Origin of the sequence: Providencia zhijiangensis, from assembly GCF_030315915.2 — a bacterium.
Taxonomy (GTDB): domain Bacteria; phylum Pseudomonadota; class Gammaproteobacteria; order Enterobacterales; family Enterobacteriaceae; genus Providencia; species Providencia zhijiangensis.
In genome coordinates this window covers 1,300,961-1,314,981 of the sequence record NZ_CP135990.1, presented here as the reverse complement: position 1 = coordinate 1,314,981, position 14,021 = coordinate 1,300,961, and the positions used below count along the sequence as shown (strand labels likewise).

Sequence of the window (14,021 nt, the reverse complement as noted above, 5' to 3'; positions counted from 1 at the left end):
TCAGTCAAACCTAATATCGTTGAGAAATGATAAAAGAACTGTTGCACTGTTTTGATCTAATTTTAACTTTCTGCCGATACAAAAAAGCCCTCAATATGAGGGCTTTAATATTTTTAAGGCTGTATTAACTTAGAAACGATACAGGCTAAATGCTTTCGGGTTAATGATTGGCTCTTTACCTAACAAGATATCTGCGGTCATTTCAGAGGAAACTGGGCTTTCAGTCATACCCCAACCAGTTGCCGTGTTGATAACCAGACCTGGATATTCCTTAACTTCAGAAATAATTGGGTTTTCATCTGGTGCGATAGCCATCGCCCCACTCCACTGGTCAATTAATTTAGAGTCTTTAAATGCAGGGAACTCAGTTTTCAGTTTTTCCAGAGATGAGTTCAGTTCTGGTAAGTCTGGTAATGCCGTCATATCACGATTTTTCTCGAATGGAGAAACTTCATCTAATTTCCAGCTGGTTTCTTGAGTAAACGAATTAATCAGCTGTTCGTTTAATGAAATATGAACAGGGAAGTCAGGCAATGCTAACAATGGCAGATATTTATAGCCATAAGTGAAGGATTCTTTAACAACAGGAGCCACGATCACGCGTGGAGAAGTTGCATAGGTTCCATCGGCTTGTTCACGGAAGTAGATATTGCCCGGCAGAGCAACGTTTCCACCCGGTGCATTTGGTGCCGCGCTAATCAATTGTTGTGATTGATAAGCTGGTAATGTTGGAACATCTACACCCAGGTTTTGCATGAACAGACGAGACCAAACGCCGCCCGCAACAACAACTTGAGAAGTTTTGATTGCGCCTTTCTCAGTCACAACATCCGAGATCACACCCGCTTGAGTTTCTAAGCCACGTGCTGCACAGTTGGTATAGATCTTAATACCAATTTTCTTCGCATACTCTGCCATAACGAATGCGGTAACTTCCGCATCGAAACTACCAGAATCTTCTTCGAAACCTGCAATCTTCCAATCAGACTTCGCACCACGAAGACGCTGATTTAACTCGCTTCCTTCGATCATGCGTGTTTTGAATGGAATATCAGAGCCAACGTTTTTATGGCGCTCATCCATCCACTGGCGAACGTGAACCAGATCTTCTTCATCCAGAGGAACTTCTACACGGCCTTGAGTACGATAAGTAGTATCAACACCCACTTTCGCATTCATATCACGCCAGCGGTGTTTGCCTAAATGGTGTAATAAGAAGGTTTCATCGGTCATTTTGTATGTAATTGCTTGACCATAGAATCGAGATGATTGCTCTCCCGCAATGTTCCCTTTTTCTACAATCACGACAGATAAGCCACGTTCAGCAAGGTTAATCGCCGTCATTACACCTAAGATACCAGCCCCAATAACAACAACATCAGATTGCTGTGGCAATGCGCCAGGCGTTCCTTCAACAAAACCAACACGTGGTTTACCCGGAACAAATCGCCCTTCACGAGTCAACATCGGAGTTAAAATACCAGCTCCCGCTGCGACAGCGACTACAGAACCACCAATAATAAATTTTCTTCTGGTTATTGCCATTTCGACACTATTCCTTATACACGATCAATATTACTTACCTAACAATTTCGCCATTTTATATTATTTGTTAATCATTCGTAAACTATTAGTAAATCATGTTTATTTTGTGTGTATTGCCATTTTTTTGTCTAATTACTCAGTTCAAAATAAATAAAAACTTCATTTGTTAATTTTTAAACACCTTATTATCCCATTGAAAATCATTGATTTAATTGCATTTTTTTGGCGAAATCAATAGCCCTTTGATTTCAAAGGGAAATACATAAAAATCCATCATTTTTAGATTATTATTCATTAGCAACTAATGCTTATAGCTATGAAATAATCTCACTTAAAGGCTAACATTATGTGATTACATCTAAATCACTCACTATCTTAGTAAGAAATACAGGTTTTATGAGTAGCGTATGGGTAAGCTATATATTGATATTACAGAATAGATGTTGGATTTCGTGAATTATGACTACAGAACAAAAACGTTAGAGGTCGACTTTTCATATCAAGGTATCAATCAATACTTCGAGCCATTTAGCTATAATGTCAATCGAACCATCATTGCATTATGAAGTAGCACTCCCTTCACAATAACTTCTCGACGTTCAATTATTTCAAATTGATGATTTTTAAAAAATTCTTCAGCTGACAGGCTGACATGTGACCATAGCTTATTGATGCTTTTGGTATTAGCCACTTCAAGAATTTTATTCATAAGTGCAGAGCCAATTCCATAGCGAGGTTTAGCAACAAAAAAATGGTCAATATACCCGTCATCCTGAAGATCTGCATATCCAACAATCTCTTCATCAATATAGGCAATAAACGGCTTTAATGAATCCATTTTATTTTGCCACTGCTCACGCTCATATGAATCTGGCGCCCAAGCTTCAAGCTGTTTTTCAGTATAATATGTAGCTGCAACCCGATGAACTGAGATATAAAATATTTCATGCAGTTTTTCTGCATTCTGAGGTTGGTAGGGTTTTATTTTTATTTTCATATAAATCAGATTGTTAGTTTTTATCATAATATTTAAAAATAAGACATCATCCTACATCTCTAGGGATAGTGTATGTTAATTCCATTTTCGGGTTTACGCTTAAACATAATAGTCGTGGATTCAAGAACACCACCAACCGATTGAGCGAATTCTGGAATTTCACCACTTATCTGCCATCCAAGGGAATTATATAAGCTAACCGTTATCCCTTTAGTATTTGTATCCAATGTTAAAAGCCTCAATCCTGAGTTCCATGCAACTTGCTCGGCCTCTTGCATCAATTTTCTTGCAAGCCCTTTACGCCTATATTCAGGTAACACCAATAACTTACAGATTTCTCCTCGATGTTTACCATTTGGTTTAGCACATAATTCAAGACCAACAACCCCAATGATTTGATCGTCTAGCTCTGCTGAGATCAGCTTAAAACTATTTGTTGATAACGAATGATTGACGCCAATCCAATAGTTTCTCATTTCATTAATTTGAGCTTCTGCATCAGTATATCCAACACTCGCACCTCCAAGGACGCACTTATAAAGTACATTAACAAGCTCATCGATTTTATTTTCATTTATTTTTTTATCATAGCAATTAATTATCATATTGAGGCCTCAAATTAGAGATACCGTTACACAGAATATAATTAGATTTAACTATGTCTTAATTGAGTTTGCTTGTAACTAAAATCCAGCGGATTGGTTTGAATTTCTCAGATAATTTGGTGTTAGTTTAAGTATAGAGGACTTAGTTAATAGGGAATGGACAATGTCTTTTAGCTTGGCGCACTTAATTGCTTTATTGGTTAGTTCCATAAACCGCCGGTATTGCATTGCGAAATCGTAGCGATTTAGAAAAGTATCAGTAAACGTCGGTAGAATGAAATTTTGCTAGAGTGCTTGATAAACTTTGGGATTTATTTGGAATTGAAAGACTTCAGGAGACTTGATTTGAAGTGAAGATGGCGGAGGAGAGAACTATACATGATAACCAATATATTGATAATAAATAGTTATTTAAATTCTAATTTTATAGATACCCCCAAATGTACCCCCTAATATTTTTGTCACGCCTGTTTTGAGGTGATTTTTAATCTCAATGTTAGCCCTACACTTTCCAGTAACATAATTGCATAAATATCATCAATTGGTGATTTCATTGCAGATAATGAAACACCAACCAGAAATAGTTCTATTCGTGTTTTCCACTCCTCCGTTTCAAACGGAATGATAGCAACCGAAGAATCTTTTTACCTAAACTAGATAAATTATATTCTTAGAACCATCTCAATAGGGCTTAATTACTGCATAAAAAATATATTATCACTGTAACCAAAACCTTATACAGCCTAACTTTTAAGCATTAATATGGATGGGTAAGGTCATGAATTTATCTCCTATTGAGATAGGCTCTTAGGTAAACCTGAATATAATATTATGTATTATAATATCCTTATTATTAGCTATCTAACCCCTTAAGCAAATGAGAGTATGAAAAATGAACGGCATTAATAACATTGATTCAAAATGGACTGATACTATAGTTTTAATTTTATCCATATTTTGTTTATTTGTACTTTCATCCCTATTTGGATATTTCGATAAACCGATGCAAATGGCAATTTCTGTCATAACTGGGGTGCTAGGAATTTTAATTCCTAAAATACAGATAGTACAAAATATTAAACTTGGATTACCTGGTGCTAAACTTGAAATTGGCGCAACGGTAATGCAAGACATTCAGGAGGCTACAAAACAAGTGGAAAAAGCCTCGCCCAAAATAAATATTGATGAAATAGCTGCAAGCATTAAAGAAAACAATCAATTAGAAGGTGTTTTGACGTATTTAGGTTTAAATCCTCTTCCAAGCTTAACTATTGAGAATATCGCAACATCCTTAAGCATTACTATAGAAGATACCCAATCGCTTCTTCAAAATCTCGAAAGGTTAGGTTGTGCAAATTTTATCAGGAACCAAGGTCGCAACTATTGGGGCTTAACTAATGTTGGATTGGCTGTATTACCAATAGTAGTTTTTGGTGTATACAAACCCAAAAATTAGAACGCAATTGAACAAGCAATTATACTAAGTGCCACCCATATGTGGCATTTATCTCAAATTTACTAACAAGTAACTAGCTGCGCCCCTGTTAGCTGATAACCATTAAACCATTCATAGCGACCTGTAGCCGTGACTTTGTTTCCTTTCTGGTAGGTCATAAGCTCCAACGCGTTAATATCGAATGCTACTATCTTTAATGGGTACGGGCTACGCTTGTCACTCTCCGCCTGAATAGTCATTGTAGCCATAACTTTACCTGTGGCTGTTTTAACTCTCTCAGGGGCTTTTATTACTGTTCCTGACGTGGTGATCCTAATTGATTTTGCTTTTCTCATATCTGGTTTATTCATCTTAATACCATCGTAATATAAGCTACTGATTAAAATAAAATGCTGGTGAGATTCAGGAAAATAAGATAATAGTTCCAATTTCTAATGAGATCTAAACGTTAATTTATCCATGATGATACGGGATAATCCCGCATCATGAAGTTACATAGTATAACTACCCAATGTATTCAAAATCCATAAAATACACGCTAAAGCTATTGTAATCAAAATACAAATAACTGATGCTAAAATAATGTTTTTGCAAACACCGCATAGCAACATAACTCGCAATTTAAGGCGTACCTCTATTAGAGTGGTATTCTCAGTTAAAGTTAAAGTTTCTTTTTTATTTCTATCCATTATTACTACTTCGTAACACCAAGGAATGAATTCAGCTTCACGTTTACACCTTTCCCAGTCATGCTTAAGTAACAAACTAACAAGGTTGATAAATTCATTTTTATCTTTATGCGATCCATTTTTATTTGCAGCTAAAATATGAGCTTTTTCTAAAATTTGTTTATCAAACATATCACAGGGGTTAAGTCTTGTGCTCAGCTCATTCAATGCGTCCTGTTTACTTTTTATGCTACCATTCCCTGCAACAATTAATGCCAACTTTCGTATATGCTCTCGCCAAATAATTCTCTGTTCATTAATGTTTTTACTCCTAAGTGTAATATATGCTGCCCGTAGGGTCGCTAATATCCCTAAAATTGCAGTGATTTGAATTAATAAATCACTAAATTTTAAAGACTCCTTAATCCATTGAATCATCTAATTTTCCTTTTGGAGCATAACCAAATAACGCAAAGTAATTACAGGAAGTTTGTCATACTTAATTCTATAACCAAAATACGATTGATTGGTAACATTTAATTTGGTTCCCTCACTAATGAAGGTAGCACAATGTAAGCGCTTGATTTCATAGGTAACGCATATTTGCGTCACAGTAACTTGTTGATATTTATTCAGAGTGCTTATTTGCACTGTGGGATTAATTCCCAGAGGACAAATTTGTCCTGTGGTTACTTTTGGTGGTTACTTTTATCTCATGGTCATTACTAGAATATTGCCAGCCAGTGACGAGCCTCCAATTTCAGAGCCTCATGACTCCTTGATTTCAAGGGAACCTATAGCCTGTATACCGTCGCACTTTTTCTTGCATCGCTTAATATTTGACCATTGCGATTATCTTCGCATCACCGTTTTGGTGCTGGCTTCGTCCATTGGTAGGTTGGTGCTGTCATTCTTCGTCTGTGGCGTTCTTTAGCCTGTATTGTCTGCGCTACACCTGTTCTGATGGCTAACCTATCGCGTCCATTGAGTGATTGACCTTGCTGGTGGGCTAACTCCATCATAACGGCTTCTATTGCTTCACGTTGTAACATGGCTATACCTCAAAGGTGTTGTGATTATCGCTATACCTTGATTGTGCTGAATTGGAACAATCAAAGCCCATCATTCCACTAGCATAAAACATGTTGTTTTGCTGCGTACCATTCTGCGTACTTTTACACAACATCATGATTTTATTTGATTATAGCGAAATGCGAGAATTAAACACATACCTACTGCGTACCTATTTAATTTTGGACGGGCTTATAAATTTGTTTGACACGATGACAAGTTTTGACAAGTTTTCGTCCACAACAATTAACAACATTTACTTTGTTCTCATGTCTGGTTTTGTCTGGTTCTGATGTCAACAATTGTCAACATTCAGTGGATGAAGTATCCAGTAAAATATAGCCTTTCGGTGGATACCAAAGCGGATACCTTACAATCACTATAGCAACACCATAGCACCACCGTGGTTTATTCCAGTACCATTTTGGTACGTTATTAATGCGATTCTTTTTGATATCAAATAACTACACCGTGTTTTCTTATAGGTTAGCTATTTTGGCTAAAGGCACTAATTTGTGGTTTTGATATGAGAGCTTCATTTCAGGCCGTCCTTAGTATCAAGGGTAGCATTTCAACTGTCACCTTTTCCAACTATGGGAATAATCCTCCCAGTACAAAGCGCAGTTTTGAGCTTTGCTTATTCTACAAAAAGTTACCCTAACTTTAAGTTATAGAATTACTCGTTAAATCCGCCAGCAATTTTACATTTTCAAATCTGTATAACACCGTTATACGCTGATATAATAAGCAATCATTGAGTTAATAACGGACTATTATCATGAGTAAATCTAATCTTATTGCCTTTCGTTTACCTGCTGAGCTGCAAGCCCTATTTAATGATGCTGTATCGAACTCAGGTACTGATAAAACGGCGTGGATAGTCTCAGCTATCAAAGAGAAGTTAAACCGCCCAGACAGTAATCCAGACGCTCGTATGCTGTCGCTGGTGGAACGCCTAGAATCGTCTGTAGCATCTTTGATTGCTGGTAAGGCAGATATCCCACCTTATACCTATAATGAGTCTGCTGTCGTTTCTGTGGTTAATTTGGTGCTATCAGAGGGGATAGATAACGGGCGCATTATTGCTGAGCGAATTAATGAGGCTGGATATCAAACTAAAGGTGGTAAAGCGTGGGATAAAGATATTTATTCAGCGTGGAAGCGTCATAAAGATATTTGCCATAAGTTAGCTGATTAATTGTTAAAATTAACAACTACCGAACTAAATTTATTTTACATAGGATGCTGTGCACAAATGACAATAACCACTTATTACGATGATAAATCAAGACTTTCTTTCACAAGGAATTTTTTAAAAGATGAAGTTGACCTAGTACCTGGATGTCCTGTCGTGGTTAAATTGGCTCTTATTGTTGAACACTCGGGCATATATGTTGGCGATGATAAAGTTATAGAGTTATATGGCGACGGCACTATCAATTTAGTTTCCACTAAAAAATTCCTTTTCGGAGCATACAAACAAGATATCCCATTACGAACTGGTATCAATATCTACACTCCTTGCTTTGATGGTGAAGTTATTTACTTTAAGGACGCAGTAAGCAGAGCGCTTGAAATACATAACCAAACAATCGAATACCATATAAGGAAAAATAATTGTCATATGATGACTGGTTATTGCCTCGACGGTATTAATTTTCAAAAAAATACTGATTGTAATACCTTCGCTTCATTAACTAAAAAAATAATGGATTTAAAACTAAGCACTATTAATGCCTCAAAAAAATCAGGTTTTTGGCATAAATTATCTAACTCTATTAACGAAATACGAACAAGCCAATTTCCTAAGGATGTTTATTACTGCGGAGATTTTGCTCTGAATGATATAAATAGATTTTCATGGCAACCAGCTAAATGTAACGAGTAATTGTAATGATACCTATACATGAAAGGTGAGGCATTTAACCAGCTCAAATTTCGCACCATCCATTCCGTATTTGGTTACAATTTATACATGTAGTTAATATATAAAACATCTATGTTAATAGTATATTCAAAGCTATTTTTTGTTTTACTTTGCCCCGAATTAAACAAAAAGCCTTACCATCTGGTAACGTTAGCAAATGTAAGCATCTGAACGCTTACAATTGTTAATATCCAACCAGTAATAATCTTAGGATTTCTTAGGTTTTAATCAAAAATATCCTTGATTGAGCGTGTCTCTACTTTCACATTGGCACTTAAATCAACCAGAACCTTATCCAGCCCTGTCAATCTGGCTTTCCCCATCGTTGCCGCTACTGCTGCCGATGCTTGAGGCGTGTCAGCATTCAGGGCTTTCAATCTAGCCGCTTCCAGCTCATCCAATAACATCATAACGGTAATATCGTGCTTTGTTCTAATATCTTGCTGTAGCTCGTTCACCCTTGCCGTAATCTTGCCGTTGTCCAATAGCTCTTTAGCTTTCCTGTTGATTGATTCAGGCTTCATTTTTGCCGTGTCGTATGCCGTTCTATAGGCTTCGCTTGCGTTGCCCGTTTCAATATAGGCAAGGCAGAAATTTTCTTGTTTAGTTGTTAGCATCTAGCCCCCTCATTTAATGTCTATATTTGTCGCTAATTCAGCCCTTTTTTATGGACTCCTTTAATCATCAAAGTTACTTTTTACGATACGAATAAATAACCTATAACGTGCCCGAAAATCATCATTCCCTCGCGCGCGCGCGTACTTCTCCATTAATCATCAAAGTTCACGCTGTAACTTCTCAATTATCGCCTGTCTCACGAACTCTGCACGATTGCCAGCCCTGATATAGTTTATCAATATATGCTCATCTACTGCGTCAATAACGGATTGCTCACACGTTACGATTAAGCGCGTTGTCGGCGTGCCGTTAAAGTAGCGATTGCGTTTTTTCTTAATGCTTTGCTGCATGAGCCCCCATGAGGATTATCTCTATATGTCAACATTGATGAGTTAATCTGTAAACTAAGCTATCATGTCTTTTCTGTTTTTTTGAGAAAGAAGAAGAATAATGCCCCTTAAATCTCCTTTAGTACCCTTATTAATTTTAATCGCTCCATCTCTATCATTAGCTAACATGATGACACTTACGTGTGGTAATGAATTCATTCAAGTTTATGATACGAATGGGATGATTGATGAAGTAAGAGTTAATGATCAACCGACTAAATTGGTAATTGCCAGCCATAAGGTCAATGTTAATAATAATGTTGATACCTATTTTCTATATGGTTACCCGAACAATCAGACCGTGACTAGGCTCTATAATTCAGGTGACACTAAAATTACCACTCACCAAAAATTCAAACTAAGAGAAAATGGAACCCCAGAAAACCCAGGGGATCCAGTAACAAACCCAATTTCTTGCAAGTAAGCTAACTAAGTGTCGGCACTAATTGGTACACCTGCCTCATGGCTGCGCCTACTGCGTCCTCACTAACCCCTGTCAAGGTTGCTGCGGTTGTGGTTACACTCACCCCGCCGACGTTAATATCCGTGCGGTTATTGTTGACTGTTTGGGCTTGTGATTTAAGCGCATTAGATTGATCTAAGAATCCCTTAGCTAAGCCATTCACACCCGCTGCAAAAGGTGTCGATATCTGCTTGTTGAATGATTGAATATTGCTAATGGCGTTCTGCATAGGGTCGCCAGTACCTTGAATGGCCGCCATGGATAGAGCCTCAGAATATGGATATTTATTATTATTCTCTACTTTAGACATTTCTTTAATCAATGAGTACATGACCGCCGGATTATTCAAATCTAAAACAGAATCAACATCTACCCCCATTCTGCCAGCTACGGTTTTTGAGTATGACGCTGGATCATTCTTACCATGACCTTTTGGTGCCCATTTATGGATAATATCCCAGACGGTCTGTAACTTTTTATACTCCGCGGCTGCTGATGTGCCATTGTAGTACATCATTAGCTGCCTAGAACTAGCTCTTATTCCATCATAAGGACTATCAAATTTAGCCCATCCGTCACCATCATTTGATGCGCCATTCTGTTTTGCATAGGCCAAATTTAGCGGACTATTATACCTTAGTCCTCGCTCTCCATGCGTCGATGAAACACTGTTGTCATCACTCTTGTTACCAGCTAACTTTTCATTAGCCTGATCAAGTGAAAGCTCCCCACGGGAAACCTTAGCCGCTAAAGCATCCCTAGTTGCGTCACCTGTGGGTATATCCAATGTATCGCTAGATAATAACTGCCCGTTTCCTTTTCCACGGTTATCAATCCACTTGCCATCTTTCCAGTAAGCATCTCCATCACCTTGTAAGGCTCTTTCGAAAGCATCCCATGTTGTGTAGTGGTCAACTAAAATTGGCCACGGTTTTAGAGTTTTTCCGGTATTGGTTTTCTGATTCGTTTGGTGGTAATCCACCGTTATATTCATGCGGCCTGACTTCGCTGTAATACCCGACGATATAATCCGTTATTGCATGGGCTGCTTCACTGAAGCTGATGTAGCCGGTCACCGGCACCCACTCATTTTTCAGACTTCTGAAGAAGCGCTCCATCGGGCTGTTATCCCAGCAGTTACCACGCCTACTCATACTTTGTTTTATCCGGTATCGCCACAGTAACTGTCGGAACTGCCTGCTTGTATAGTGGCTACCCTGATCACTGTGGAACATGAGCCCGGATGGCTTATTTCGTATTTCCCATGCCATTTTCAGCGCTTTGGTTGTCAGTTTGCTGTCCGGAGAAAATGACATTGCCCAGCCCACGGGTTTCCTTGCGAACAGGTCGAGTACAACGGCCAGGTATGCCCAGCGTTTACCGGTCCAGATATACGTTACGTCGCCGCACCATACCTGATTGGGCTCTGTCACTGCGAACTGTCGCTCAAGGTGGTTCGGGATAGCAATGTGTTCATGACCGCCACGTTTATACCGGTGAACAGGCTGCTGACAGCTCACCAGCCCCATCTCCTTCATTAGCCGTCCGGCAAGCCATCGTCCCATCCGGAAGCCCCTGTGTGTTGCCATTACAGCGATACTTCTTGCACCTGCTGAGCCATGACTGAGGCCGTGCAGCTCCTGAACCTGACTACGTAATACGGCTCTCCTGCCGTCCGGATTGTCAGGCCGGTTTTCCCGGTATCTATAGCTGCTGCGGTGAACTCCGAACACGCAGCAAAGAGTGGCCACAGGATAATGCGCTCTGAGTTTCCCGATCACCGAGACCTGTTCAGGGAGTCTGACATCAAGAGCGCGGTAGCCTTTTTTAATATTTCGTTTTCCATTTCAATACGTTGAATTTTTTTCTTCAGCTCACGTATCTCAATTTGTTCCGGCGTGATAGGGGATGCTTTCGGTGTTTTGCCTGCCCGTTCGTCCCGTAATTGCTTTACCCACCGCGTCAAGGTGGAAAGCCCGACATTCATGGCTTTCGCGGCATCTGCAACTGTATAGTTCTGATCCACAACCAGCTGGGCTGATTCACGTCTGAATTCTGCACTGAAATTTCGTTTTTTCATTAAGGCACCTGTGTTGTTCTGAGGTGAGCATATCACCTCTGTTCAGGTGGCCAAATTTATTAAACCACTACATACCGCGTCTACCGTGACCTTGATAAGAGTCAGCTTCTAAACGGCTAATTAAGTTCTGAGCCTCACCAATTGGCATGGCCTCAAGTTCCGCCAGCGTGGGGATTTGAATATGTTTAATTTCGGGAAACTCAGACAGACGAAAGTAGCTGTTAACCATTGAACGCTGAACCTGCCACGACAAATCATCGGTAAATGGCTTAACCAACATGAGATAACCAGATTCAGCCAACACCATTATTTCTGGTGTGTACTTGGTGATATTTTCATCAAGGTATGGACGTAATACGTCCTGACCTAACAAAAAGTAATCAACTCCATCAATAAAATGGCGTTTATGCTTAGTGAATGTGCGCCTTGCTGTACCTTTCGGGCGTTGGTGTACCTTGTCAATCATGGCAAAGGTAACTACTCGCTTACCTTGATACATGAATGGGCTTAAGCTGGTGGCATTGATAGTGACCTGTCTCATTTCATCACCTCCGCTAACCGAGTAATTTCTTTCCCTTGAGCATGTACAAGGCGATTAACTGCTCTAAGTAGAAAATGTGTATCTGTATCAGCTTCATTCTCTACAGCCGTTAACAGTGGGATTAACAATGCTTGGAGTTCTTCGTTGATATGCTCAACCTCTTCCAAGGTAGATAAGTGACCAACTTTTAATTTGATTGTTTTCATTTGGTCGCCTCCTCGAGGGATTCGCATATTTCACCGCTTAAATCGCAAGCAATAGAAATGAGATCCACTAACTCACTCGAACAGTTCCCTTGAGCCTGTTCTAATATCGTTGTGATTAATGAATTGGCTTGCTGTGCCTTGTATGCGGCTACATCTAAAGAAATTGGCTTGCTCATTCCTTACACTCCTGTGCTGCCACATCGTTCAAGAATGCCGCTACATCACCGGATAATTCCGTCATAAGTGAGGAAATAGCGACGATATCGCTTGGCGTAAAATTGCGAGGATAATTAGGAAGCATCAGGCTAATCAGTTCTAGCTGTTGTGCTTTTTCAGCTGCTTGATGGATAGTGATATCTGCGCTCATGCTGTCACCTCCTGAGCAGGTAAGCGACCAGCGAATGACAGAATGTAATCACGTACAAGCATGAGTCTTGCATCGTGTTCGTTCGATGCTGTAACAGCAATGCGACAAGGTTTAGCAGTAGTATCTGAGCGCTTAATGCTCAAAAACAGGAATTTGAATTGAGTTTGGGTAGGGGTTGCCATCATAACGATGATCTCCTTGTACTGTGCTAAGGAGTCACCACCAGAGGTGCAAATCTCTATAGGGGTGGTGACACTGACAGGGTTTGCACTACTGGCGTACAAGGATACCAGCCAACCTTTCGGTTGCCCTGCCAGCATCACCATTGAATTTGGGCGATATAATACCGTAAATCGTAGGTATGCGTAGGCATAGACACAAAAAAAGACGCTAGGCGCGTCATGTGTCGCCTTGTACGGGTTCAGGGTGCAAATCCTGACACTAGATTTTGCTAGTGCGTTTTTACTATAGCCAACAATTACCCATAAGCGCAAGTGATGTATTGCACATTTTTGTATTAACTCAAGGTTATTATCTTTACCGATAACAAGATGAATACTATCCTCATAGTTCTCACTTGCTCGGTATTCAATATCGACGTTTCCAAGGGTAGCCGATTGGCTGCCCTTTTTTATGGACTCAAAAAACTCAATTTGTTCTTTTTTTATGGACTGACAAAACTCAATTCTGTCTTGTGTAGTGACCCCGATTAAACCTTGCCAATGAGGATAATTAGCCTCTTTAGAAAGATGAGAAAAGTCACCTTTCGCAAATGGTGTAAATTCCCCACGTTTTAGATTGGCAAAATGTTTTGCTGATTGACCTAGGAAATATTTCCCTGATTGATTTCCCGTAAATTTGGGCGATTGATTGGCGTAAATTTTCGCTGATACATCGGCTAAAGTTTTAGCTGATTGCTGAGCCAAAATATTGACCGAGTGATCGGACGAAAGTTTGTCTGATTGGTTGTCAGTAATACCGTAGTTTAAAGCTACGGTAATCGGCTGATTAGTGTAAGTTGAACATACGTTATTACCTGCCAGTAGGGAATCATTCACTTGGTAGGCATTAGCTGCGATATTCATCAT

Annotated in this window: 18 protein-coding genes; 4 read left to right on the top strand and 14 right to left on the bottom strand. The window is 39.3% G+C overall.

What is annotated here, in order from left to right:
- Positions 1–129 precede the first annotated feature (129 nt).
- The 3 genes from QS795_RS05885 to QS795_RS05875 form a co-directional block, all read right to left on the bottom strand.
- Positions 130–1,545, bottom strand: coding sequence for an NAD(P)/FAD-dependent oxidoreductase (locus tag QS795_RS05885; RefSeq protein ID WP_036951608.1), 1,416 nt, complete (start codon positions 1,543–1,545; stop codon positions 130–132).
- Between the two features lie 532 nt (positions 1,546–2,077).
- Positions 2,078–2,542 (bottom strand): GNAT family N-acetyltransferase, encoded by a 465-nt coding sequence (locus QS795_RS05880; protein ID WP_286269191.1) that lies wholly within the window; start codon positions 2,540–2,542, stop codon positions 2,078–2,080.
- Between the two features lie 59 nt (positions 2,543–2,601).
- Positions 2,602–3,147 carry a GNAT family N-acetyltransferase gene (locus QS795_RS05875; protein WP_286269189.1) on the bottom strand — a complete coding sequence of 182 codons (546 nt, stop codon included), beginning with the start codon at positions 3,145–3,147 and terminating at the stop codon, positions 2,602–2,604.
- Positions 3,148–4,039: 892 nt separating this feature from the next.
- On the opposite strand from QS795_RS05875, the gene QS795_RS05870 reads away from it, so the two are divergent.
- Complete coding sequence (locus tag QS795_RS05870) at positions 4,040–4,603, top strand: hypothetical protein (protein WP_286269186.1); 564 nt, start codon at positions 4,040–4,042, stop codon at positions 4,601–4,603.
- Between the two features lie 62 nt (positions 4,604–4,665).
- On the opposite strand, the gene QS795_RS05865 is transcribed toward QS795_RS05870, so the two are convergent.
- The 3 genes from QS795_RS05865 to QS795_RS05855 form a co-directional block, all read right to left on the bottom strand.
- Positions 4,666–4,851 carry a hypothetical protein gene (locus QS795_RS05865; RefSeq protein ID WP_286269185.1) on the bottom strand — a complete coding sequence of 62 codons (186 nt, stop codon included), beginning with the start codon at positions 4,849–4,851 and terminating at the stop codon, positions 4,666–4,668.
- Positions 4,852–5,094: 243 nt separating this feature from the next.
- A complete protein-coding gene (locus QS795_RS05860; protein WP_286269184.1) occupies positions 5,095–5,709 on the bottom strand; it encodes a hypothetical protein in 615 nt (204 codons plus the stop codon).
- A 425-nt stretch (positions 5,710–6,134) separates the two neighbouring features.
- Positions 6,135–6,323: a hypothetical protein gene (locus QS795_RS05855; protein ID WP_036960459.1), complete on the bottom strand. Its 189-nt coding sequence runs from the start codon at positions 6,321–6,323 to the stop codon at positions 6,135–6,137.
- A gap of 797 nt (positions 6,324–7,120) precedes the next feature.
- On the opposite strand from QS795_RS05855, the gene QS795_RS05850 reads away from it, so the two are divergent.
- Entirely contained in the window at positions 7,121–7,540 is a 420-nt protein-coding gene (locus QS795_RS05850) for a hypothetical protein (protein ID WP_286269183.1), read from the top strand.
- 57 nt (positions 7,541–7,597) lie between these two features.
- A complete protein-coding gene (locus tag QS795_RS05845; RefSeq protein ID WP_286269182.1) occupies positions 7,598–8,230 on the top strand; it encodes a hypothetical protein in 633 nt (210 codons plus the stop codon).
- A 263-nt stretch (positions 8,231–8,493) separates the two neighbouring features.
- Here QS795_RS05845 and QS795_RS05840 read toward each other — a convergent pair whose 3' ends face one another.
- Positions 8,494–8,886 (bottom strand): terminase small subunit, encoded by a 393-nt coding sequence (locus QS795_RS05840; RefSeq protein ID WP_036983508.1) that lies wholly within the window; start codon positions 8,884–8,886, stop codon positions 8,494–8,496.
- 451 nt (positions 8,887–9,337) lie between these two features.
- On the opposite strand from QS795_RS05840, the gene QS795_RS05835 reads away from it, so the two are divergent.
- Positions 9,338–9,700 (top strand): hypothetical protein, encoded by a 363-nt coding sequence (locus tag QS795_RS05835; protein ID WP_286269179.1) that lies wholly within the window; start codon positions 9,338–9,340, stop codon positions 9,698–9,700.
- Between the two features lies 1 nt (position 9,701).
- Here QS795_RS05835 and QS795_RS05830 read toward each other — a convergent pair whose 3' ends face one another.
- From QS795_RS05830 to QS795_RS05800, 7 genes are all read right to left on the bottom strand, one after another.
- Positions 9,702–10,721 carry a hypothetical protein gene (locus QS795_RS05830; RefSeq protein WP_318627031.1) on the bottom strand — a complete coding sequence of 340 codons (1,020 nt, stop codon included), beginning with the start codon at positions 10,719–10,721 and terminating at the stop codon, positions 9,702–9,704.
- Positions 10,651–11,819, bottom strand: a protein-coding gene (locus QS795_RS05825; protein ID WP_166685554.1) for an IS3 family transposase whose coding sequence is annotated in 2 segments (ribosomal slippage) — positions 10,651–11,570 and positions 11,570–11,819 — 1,170 coding nt in all. Because the reading frame shifts where the segments join, the coding sequence is not laid out codon by codon here. The genes QS795_RS05830 and QS795_RS05825 overlap by 71 nt, the downstream gene beginning before the upstream one ends.
- Before the next feature lie 67 nt (positions 11,820–11,886).
- A complete protein-coding gene (locus QS795_RS05820) occupies positions 11,887–12,360 on the bottom strand; it encodes an ORF6N domain-containing protein (RefSeq protein WP_318627030.1) in 474 nt (157 codons plus the stop codon).
- The gene (locus tag QS795_RS05815; protein ID WP_004906529.1) at positions 12,357–12,566 is read right to left on the bottom strand and encodes a hypothetical protein; all 210 of its coding nucleotides are present in this window, start codon (positions 12,564–12,566) and stop codon (positions 12,357–12,359) included. Before QS795_RS05815 ends, QS795_RS05820 begins: the two co-directional genes overlap by 4 nt.
- The gene (locus QS795_RS05810; RefSeq protein ID WP_318627025.1) at positions 12,563–12,742 is read right to left on the bottom strand and encodes a hypothetical protein; all 180 of its coding nucleotides are present in this window, start codon (positions 12,740–12,742) and stop codon (positions 12,563–12,565) included. Before QS795_RS05810 ends, QS795_RS05815 begins: the two co-directional genes overlap by 4 nt.
- Entirely contained in the window at positions 12,739–12,933 is a 195-nt protein-coding gene (locus tag QS795_RS05805) for a hypothetical protein (RefSeq protein WP_036983497.1), read from the bottom strand. Before QS795_RS05805 ends, QS795_RS05810 begins: the two co-directional genes overlap by 4 nt.
- Positions 12,930–14,021 (bottom strand): host cell division inhibitor Icd-like protein, encoded by a 1,092-nt coding sequence (locus QS795_RS05800; RefSeq protein WP_318627024.1) that lies wholly within the window; start codon positions 14,019–14,021, stop codon positions 12,930–12,932. The genes QS795_RS05805 and QS795_RS05800 overlap by 4 nt, the downstream gene beginning before the upstream one ends.

Coding starts and splice junctions, on each gene's coding strand:
- QS795_RS05885 (WP_036951608.1), bottom strand. CDS start 1,545: ATGGCAATAACCAGAAGAAAATTTATTATTGGTGGTTCTGTAGTCGCT.
- QS795_RS05880 (WP_286269191.1), bottom strand. CDS start 2,542: ATGAAAATAAAAATAAAACCCTACCAACCTCAGAATGCAGAAAAACTG.
- QS795_RS05875 (WP_286269189.1), bottom strand. CDS start 3,147: ATGATAATTAATTGCTATGATAAAAAAATAAATGAAAATAAAATCGAT.
- QS795_RS05870 (WP_286269186.1), top strand. CDS start 4,040: ATGAACGGCATTAATAACATTGATTCAAAATGGACTGATACTATAGTT.
- QS795_RS05865 (WP_286269185.1), bottom strand. CDS start 4,851: ATGGCTACAATGACTATTCAGGCGGAGAGTGACAAGCGTAGCCCGTAC.
- QS795_RS05860 (WP_286269184.1), bottom strand. CDS start 5,709: ATGATTCAATGGATTAAGGAGTCTTTAAAATTTAGTGATTTATTAATT.
- QS795_RS05855 (WP_036960459.1), bottom strand. CDS start 6,323: ATGTTACAACGTGAAGCAATAGAAGCCGTTATGATGGAGTTAGCCCAC.
- QS795_RS05850 (WP_286269183.1), top strand. CDS start 7,121: ATGAGTAAATCTAATCTTATTGCCTTTCGTTTACCTGCTGAGCTGCAA.
- QS795_RS05845 (WP_286269182.1), top strand. CDS start 7,598: ATGACAATAACCACTTATTACGATGATAAATCAAGACTTTCTTTCACA.
- QS795_RS05840 (WP_036983508.1), bottom strand. CDS start 8,886: ATGCTAACAACTAAACAAGAAAATTTCTGCCTTGCCTATATTGAAACG.
- QS795_RS05835 (WP_286269179.1), top strand. CDS start 9,338: ATGCCCCTTAAATCTCCTTTAGTACCCTTATTAATTTTAATCGCTCCA.
- QS795_RS05820 (WP_318627030.1), bottom strand. CDS start 12,360: ATGAGACAGGTCACTATCAATGCCACCAGCTTAAGCCCATTCATGTAT.
- QS795_RS05815 (WP_004906529.1), bottom strand. CDS start 12,566: ATGAAAACAATCAAATTAAAAGTTGGTCACTTATCTACCTTGGAAGAG.
- QS795_RS05810 (WP_318627025.1), bottom strand. CDS start 12,742: ATGAGCAAGCCAATTTCTTTAGATGTAGCCGCATACAAGGCACAGCAA.
- QS795_RS05805 (WP_036983497.1), bottom strand. CDS start 12,933: ATGAGCGCAGATATCACTATCCATCAAGCAGCTGAAAAAGCACAACAG.
- QS795_RS05800 (WP_318627024.1), bottom strand. CDS start 14,021: ATGATGAATATCGCAGCTAATGCCTACCAAGTGAATGATTCCCTACTG.